Here is a 6,608-nt window from a genome sequence, read left to right as displayed (position 1 = left end):
CGGCGACGTGGCCGTGCTGCGCTCGGACAGCGACCTGTCGGGCTTTGGTACGGATGACATTCTGTTCGGGTGAACGGTGCGGGGCCGTAGCGCCCCGCAAAATCACTCTCCGAACGCGTATGTCCGGGATGAGATAGGCAACAGACCGCCTGCCATTTACAGGCTTCCGCCTACGGCATTACACCTTTTGGATCACCTCTGATAAGAGCTGCGCCCAGCGCTACTCAATGTGCGCGCATATCTGATAATGGCATCTCTTATTGTGTGCTTTGGGATGATACTAGTAAGCATGGGCTTACAGCGAATGTTGGAGTAAGGACGGTGGGGTCCCTTTCCTTCCAAATTCAGGCGGTCCCTCAAGGTTGGGCCCCAGAAAGCAACCATCGGCGCGATAGCACTGAGCGGTGGCTTTGTCCCGCACTGCCCATTTTCGCAGCGTCCGCAAAGCTAAAGGCGAATTGAATCCGAGGTATATAGACTATGTGGTCTTTCAGTCGCTTTGATGAAACAAAGAAAGATGTCTGAAGAGCAACTTTTTAGAGCTCAGATTGGAACATACGCCGGGGAACAAAAGATCTGTATTCAATCGACCAAATTGCCATCGCCGGTCAACTTTGAGAATCCGTTGGCCAACATTGGCGACCAATCAAGCATCACTATCGTGCTGTAGTGGGCCCACTCCAACCTTGCCTCGAAAAAACGCTCGTTGTGTACCATCAGGCTTTTCGGTCTAATTCGTCACGCCAATTGAAGTCCAGTTCTCATTGGCCTTTTCGATCTTCCCGGCGGTGTCTTTCTTCATGTAGGTAATCGCGCCTTCGGAACCGCCCAGAAAAAGCTGTCCATCGACGATCATCCACGCTTCGGGATCAATGTCAGATTTCCGGCCCAATGACATGCCGCCCGCGCAGAAACCACCATAGCGCGGTGCGTACTTGTCCGGGTCCTCTTCAAACATTGCGCGATGCGTGTCCGACGAAAATTGCCATCGGGCATCTTGCCAATCAACCGAAATGTTGGGGTCGCCAACCACGGGACGCGCTTCGGTGAAATAAGCGACCGGATCGTACCCGGAAAGGGCGAGGTTGTTTTCGTCGGTGTTCAAAAGTTCACCCGCGCCTGCGGGCAGCCCCGCGACCGTGGCCGCAAACGCAAGGGCCAGAAAGCGCCTCCTTGCCTTATCCAATCGCATTTTTCGCAATCCTTACCACAATCAAATCATAGCAAAGGATACCTGTGTTTCCGGCTTCTGGCTAGACTTACCTCAGTGTTCCTGAACAAAGTGGACGCTGTAGCAAGCAACCGGAATGGGAAACGGTTTGGCTGAAACACTTGGTCCCACGGACCGCGGCCCCAAAGGCTCGGTGAGACAGCTAGCGGCTGTGCTACATGCAGATGCCGTGGGTTTCAGCCGTCTTATGGCCAGCGATGAAGCGGGAACGCATGAACGTCTTGTCGCCTGGCGCAGCGAAATATTCGAACGTCTTGTCGAACATAACGGCAGGATCATCGGCACAGCAGGTGATGCTGTTCTTGCCATTTTCGACAGTGTTGTGGATGCGCTTGCCGCGGCCATTGAGATACAAGCGGTACTTGCCAAGAAAAACGCGTCCCTGCCTGCGCAGGATCAGTTGCTGTTCAGGATCGGTTTGAACATCGGTGACATTATTTTGGATGGCGACGATGTATTCGGAAACGGCGTCAACGTGGCCGCCCGCATCGAAGGTTTGGCCGATCCCGGTGGGATCGCGGTCTCTGCGGTTGTGCGTGACCAGGTTGGGAACAAATTACCATTGTCGTTCGAGAGCCTTGGGTCGCACACAGTGAAGAATATCGACACGCCCCTTGAGGTATTCGCGGTGCACGATGCGGCAGATATCAGTAGCCGACCGCGGCGCAAAACGCCGATCCGACCTGGGGTCATTGCAGCCATCCTCGCAGCACTGGCAATCGGGGGCGCGGGGCTGTTCGTCATTACCGATCTGATCCCCTTGAAAAACGCAGCAACGACAGAGGAGCCATTGGAAGACCCGGCCGTAGAGGCAAACGTGCGCCCAAAAATCGCCGTTCTCCCCTTCGAAAACCAAAGTGTTGACGCTGATGGATCGTTTTTCAGTGATGGGGTGACGGAAGACGTCATTGCCGCTTTGGGCAGGTTTTCCGGATTGCTTGTATTGTCATGGAGCGCGGTGCAAGCGGTCGACGACGCAGACGTCGCAGACAAGGAGATGGTCTCGCAATTGGGTGCCGACTACCTCGTGACCGGCTCGGTTCGGCGATCTGCGGACCAGATCCGTTTGTCCGTGCAAATCAGCGACGCTACATCGGGCGTTCTGATCTGGTCGGACCGGTATGATGAGGCCGTGATCAACCTATTTGACGTGCAAGACAGGTTGACCCGGCAGGTCGTCTCGGCACTGACCGTGAACGTCACGAAGGCCGAGGAAGCGCGTGTGGCCGTGGCCCCGACCGAAAGCCTCACGGCATTTGACCTGGTGCTGCGCGGGCGCGGCCTGGTCAACCAGATCAGCCGCACCTCCAATAGTGAGGCCCGTGATCTGTTCGAACGGGCCATCGCTTTGGACGCAAGCTATGCAGATGCGTTCGTTCAACTTGGACACACCTATCTCAACGACCTGAAATTTGGTTGGACACAATGGCCGCAACAGGCTTGGGACAACGCCCGCAGCAATGCTGAACAGGCGATCAAACTCGATCCCTTCAACGCGCGCGCCTATGCGCTCAAGGCATCGACATCGAAGTTTTCCGGGCGGTTGGCAGAAGCCGAGGACACCATAAACAGGTCGCTTGATCTCAATCCTAACCTCGCTGATGGCCATGCCGAGCGGTGCAGCATTCTGATGTTTGCTGGTCGCTCCGAAGAAGCCATCGGATCAGCTCAAAAAGCATTGGAAATCGATCCTTTTCCGCGTGGCGACCAAATCAACTGCCCAATTGTGGCTTTGTACTCCACCGGGCAGTTCGAGGCAGTGTTGGAGATCGCGAGGAAGTATCCACTGGTGTCGAAAGATGAGGCAGCCAGCGTTTTCGTTCTGGCTGCAACACATGCGATGCTTGGGCAGGACACAGAGGCGAAGGACCTGATCGATGAAGGATTGTCACGTTACCCATTCTTCAATCCAAAAAGATTTGCAGAGATTTTTACCTCCGAAGATCAGCGGGAAATCATTCTTGAAGGCCTGCGTCGAGCAGGTGTCGAGTAGTCCAGCCTCACTCCGTTACGCCGATCATACTCATTCGGGCGGGGCACTGCGGTGCATCGAAACAGGCCCGCAATCTCTGTGATCGAAAAGACCTTTAGGGTGCCATTGGGCACAACCGGTAGACAATTTAGCTTAGGGCTGATCGGGCTCCGTCTTTGAATGGCCCTATCCGGCCAGTCACTCAACCCCTACCATGCTGCGTTTCGGCCCGTCGAAGGAGTCCTTCGCTGCGCCCGCAAAATCGTGAGAATTGCGACATTACAGAACGCGGGACGAAGCTGCGTTCTGAAATAGGTTGGGACCGTCGGCTTTACGCGCCTCATGACAGCGCCGGGAGCATGTTTTCAGTCATTCGCAAAAAGAAGTGTTGGAGGGATGGAAAGTCTCTTCGAGATGTACGAATTGCTGACGTCCAGGCTTGCGGAAGTTACGGCATACTGCGAGCCTCCAATCGCCTAAGCATCGCATCAATGGTTTTTTGGCCTGACCTTTGGCAATGGCGAGATCTCTGGCCAACCCCGTACAACGACCCGGTCGCTCAAAACCGGAGCCCGGTTGTCGGCGCATCCGATCTTTGTGTTCTGCCAAAAGCGGTGAACAGATAGCATAAACAACAAATTGCAAACCGGGATTTGGAAGGATCGACATGCAGATCGGAGTTATTGGGTGCGGTGTCATTGCCGCGGCAGTTGTACATGGCATTGCGGCTGACGGTCATTACATCGTCGTTTCCGAACGCAGCTCACGATATTCAAAAGAACTGTCTGGCCAGTTTTCAAACGTCTCAGTGGCAAACAATCAGAGTGTCGTCGATTCCAGCGACGTCATTTTTCTCGGTCTCATGGCGGATGATTCGAAAGACATTCTCGCACCATTGCGGTTTCGCGATGGGCAATGCGTGATCACCTTTATGGCGGGGGCCAGCCTGGAAGAGGTTAACAAGATGGTGCGCCCTGCGCGTGCTGTCGCCTTGGTCATACCATTCCCCGGTATTGCGGTCGGCGGATCCCCTGTTCTGGTGCAAGGAGAAGACGCGCTTGTCAGGGACATCTTTGGTCGTAGCAATACCGTTTACCCAGTCAACAACGCTGCGGAAATGGCCGCTTACCTGAGTGCACAGGCCGTTTTGTCGCCGGTCGCACGGCTGGTGGGTGATGCGGCGGACTGGATGCAAGGTAAAGTCCAGGACACAAAGCAAGGCGAGGCATTTTTGCGGCATTTGGTGTCGTCGAGCCTCGAGAATGCGGACTGTGCGGCGCTGATAGAGGCGTTGAATACCGAAGGCGGGTTTAACCAGCGTTTGCGCCAGCATATGGAGAAGGCAGGGATGCGCACCGATCTGAAAACCGGCTTGGACGGCTTGACATAGTTAGCTGCCAGCTGCCGATGGTATCACCCATGTGCGCTGGCCAATTACCTCATCATCCCACTTTGCATGCAGGGTGATGTGGACCTGAGGTCCTCCTTCTGCCGACTGCGCTTGTAAATCAACAACGACGCTGGCGGTGCCGTCGGGTCGAACAAACGTCATGCTATGGTCGACAGTGACCCTTTCGGTCACGCGGTCCGAGATATCCTGCTGGTGAACCATCCGCGTCGTATACCCGAACACCGAGTCGATCTGATGGTAGGCGATCCGCGTTTCCGGTTGATGCCAGCCCACCTCTGAATGGGTGTCAGATGTCTTCGACCATCGCTCCAGTTGCGGTGCGGCCACTATGGTATGTGATTTTTGCGCGGGCAGGTCTTCTGGCTCCGGCAGTGGCACCTGCAAATTGCGGACCCCATCCCGCAGAACCGGCAATGACAGGGTGCCTGTCTCAATAGCGATGTGCCCGGCGGACCCAGACGACCAGATCAACGGCCACAGGCTGTCAGAGACAGCCACGCGCAGTTTGTGGCCCTTTCGCACACGGTAAGCGGTGCTGTGCAACGTCATCATGACTTGGGAAACACCATCCATCAACGGCGGGTCAGGTTGGTCCAGCGCATCATCCAACGCAAGGTTCCGGACGCCATAACTTATTCGACAGGCGCCCCCCTGTGGATCGACATCCGACATCCGAGCGACCAATGTTGCTGGTCCGCCATTTACCTTCGCGACCAAGGACAGGCTTGGGGCGCCAAAAATCACAAGATCCTGATCCAACGGCGCAGTTTCGAATACCAGAGAGCGCGCATCGTCACGGGTCTGATCCGTGGGTAAACCTCCGGCGCGCCCGAAGTATCCCGTGTCGCCACTCGTCAGGCCAATTTGAGGATCGTTTGGAACCGCCCACGGCGCTGGAGTGCTGGCCAGGTCAAGCAACGGATGCTCAATCACAGTCGTTGCCAGTATAGGCGGATCGCTTTCGATCCATGTACCGGCTCGCTGATCCAGCGTGTCGTGCGGCGGATCAAATTCCCTGAGCCATGCGCGCAAACGTGGCCAGTCCGGTGGCGCGGGGTGGTCCGGTTTCAGCCACTGATCCCACCATTCGAGCGCGAGATGTTGAAACCCCATGGCAGGGCCCGGTGCCCCGTGATCCGGGTACTGGTGCCCCCAAGGCCCAACGACGCCCCACACCAGATCAGGGCGAGCATCGACCAGCGACATGACGGAGTTTGAGTATCTGTCGCTCCACCCGCCGACAACCAGGATCGGCACACTTAACCTGTCTGGTTCGTGAATGACCGAGCCGTGCCGCCAATACGTGCCGCGCCCCTTTTCCCGCAACCAGTTTTCAAGCGGACAGGACAGGTTTTCGATGCGCCTGCGCCAGCGGTCTTTCCAGTCGGACCCGGCATGGGGCGTGGGCGGCGAAGCCAGGATGGAAGGCAGCGTCGCACCCCATTCGAACGTGTCTGACAGCACGCAACCGCCCATGTAGTGTATGTCATCCTCGAACCGGTCGTGGGTCGCGCAAACGCCGATGACCGCCTTCAGAGCCTCGGGCGCATCAACGCTGGCCTGAAGCGATGCGGTCCCCCCCCACGAGGTGCCGAACATGCCCACACGGCCATTGCACCAGGGTTGGGCCGCCAGCCAGTTTATGACCTGCCGCGCGTCGTCCAGTTCCGCAAGCGCGTACATGTCCGGCATGTCGCCTTCGCTGTCGCCCGAGCCGCGCATGTCCACTCGGATGCAGGCATAACCATGAGCCGCAAAGTAGGGGTGGTTCCGTTCATCCCGTGCACGCACCATGTCCGATTTGCGATAGGGAATGTATTCCAAAATCGCCGGCACGGGCCCGTCTGTTCTGGGCCGCCACAACCGCGCAGCCAGACGCGTGCCATCGGCCATACCGATCCAAAGATGGTCCGTTTCGTCAACTGAAAAGGGCGGTGCCGTCATCCTGATCCTGCCGTTCCATGCGTGTTTCAGAGTGAGAGAAGAGGCCGAGA

General features: G+C 56.8%; 4 protein-coding genes. 2 read left to right on the top strand and 2 right to left on the bottom strand.

Annotated elements, in window-relative coordinates; all coding sequences use genetic code 11:
- Positions 1 to 730: 730 nt before the first annotated feature.
- Positions 731 to 1,192: a YHS domain-containing (seleno)protein gene (locus Q1A32_RS11095; RefSeq protein WP_299652691.1), complete on the bottom strand. Its 462-nt coding sequence runs from the start codon at positions 1,190 to 1,192 to the stop codon at positions 731 to 733.
- A gap of 115 nt (positions 1,193 to 1,307) precedes the next feature.
- Here Q1A32_RS11095 and Q1A32_RS11090 point away from each other — a divergent pair, with 115 nt between their 5' ends.
- Positions 1,308 to 3,224 (top strand): adenylate/guanylate cyclase domain-containing protein, encoded by a 1,917-nt coding sequence (locus Q1A32_RS11090; RefSeq protein ID WP_299652688.1) that lies wholly within the window; start codon positions 1,308 to 1,310, stop codon positions 3,222 to 3,224.
- A gap of 646 nt (positions 3,225 to 3,870) precedes the next feature.
- The gene (locus Q1A32_RS11085) at positions 3,871 to 4,593 is read left to right on the top strand and encodes an NAD(P)-binding domain-containing protein (RefSeq protein ID WP_299652685.1); all 723 of its coding nucleotides are present in this window, start codon (positions 3,871 to 3,873) and stop codon (positions 4,591 to 4,593) included.
- Here Q1A32_RS11085 and Q1A32_RS11080 read toward each other — a convergent pair whose 3' ends face one another.
- Positions 4,594 to 6,558: a CocE/NonD family hydrolase gene (locus tag Q1A32_RS11080; RefSeq protein WP_299652682.1), complete on the bottom strand. Its 1,965-nt coding sequence runs from the start codon at positions 6,556 to 6,558 to the stop codon at positions 4,594 to 4,596.
- Positions 6,559 to 6,608 lie beyond the last annotated feature (50 nt).

It is taken from the genome of uncultured Tateyamaria sp. (genome assembly GCF_947503415.1).
Taxonomy (GTDB): domain Bacteria; phylum Pseudomonadota; class Alphaproteobacteria; order Rhodobacterales; family Rhodobacteraceae; genus Tateyamaria.
The sequence above is the reverse complement of the archived record's forward strand: the minus strand, read 5'-3'. Positions and strand labels throughout refer to the sequence as shown.

Coding starts and splice junctions, on each gene's coding strand:
- Q1A32_RS11095 (WP_299652691.1), bottom strand. CDS start 1,192: ATGCGATTGGATAAGGCAAGGAGGCGCTTTCTGGCCCTTGCGTTTGCG.
- Q1A32_RS11085 (WP_299652685.1), top strand. CDS start 3,871: ATGCAGATCGGAGTTATTGGGTGCGGTGTCATTGCCGCGGCAGTTGTA.
- Q1A32_RS11090 (WP_299652688.1), top strand. CDS start 1,308: ATGGGAAACGGTTTGGCTGAAACACTTGGTCCCACGGACCGCGGCCCC.
- Q1A32_RS11080 (WP_299652682.1), bottom strand. CDS start 6,558: ATGACGGCACCGCCCTTTTCAGTTGACGAAACGGACCATCTTTGGATC.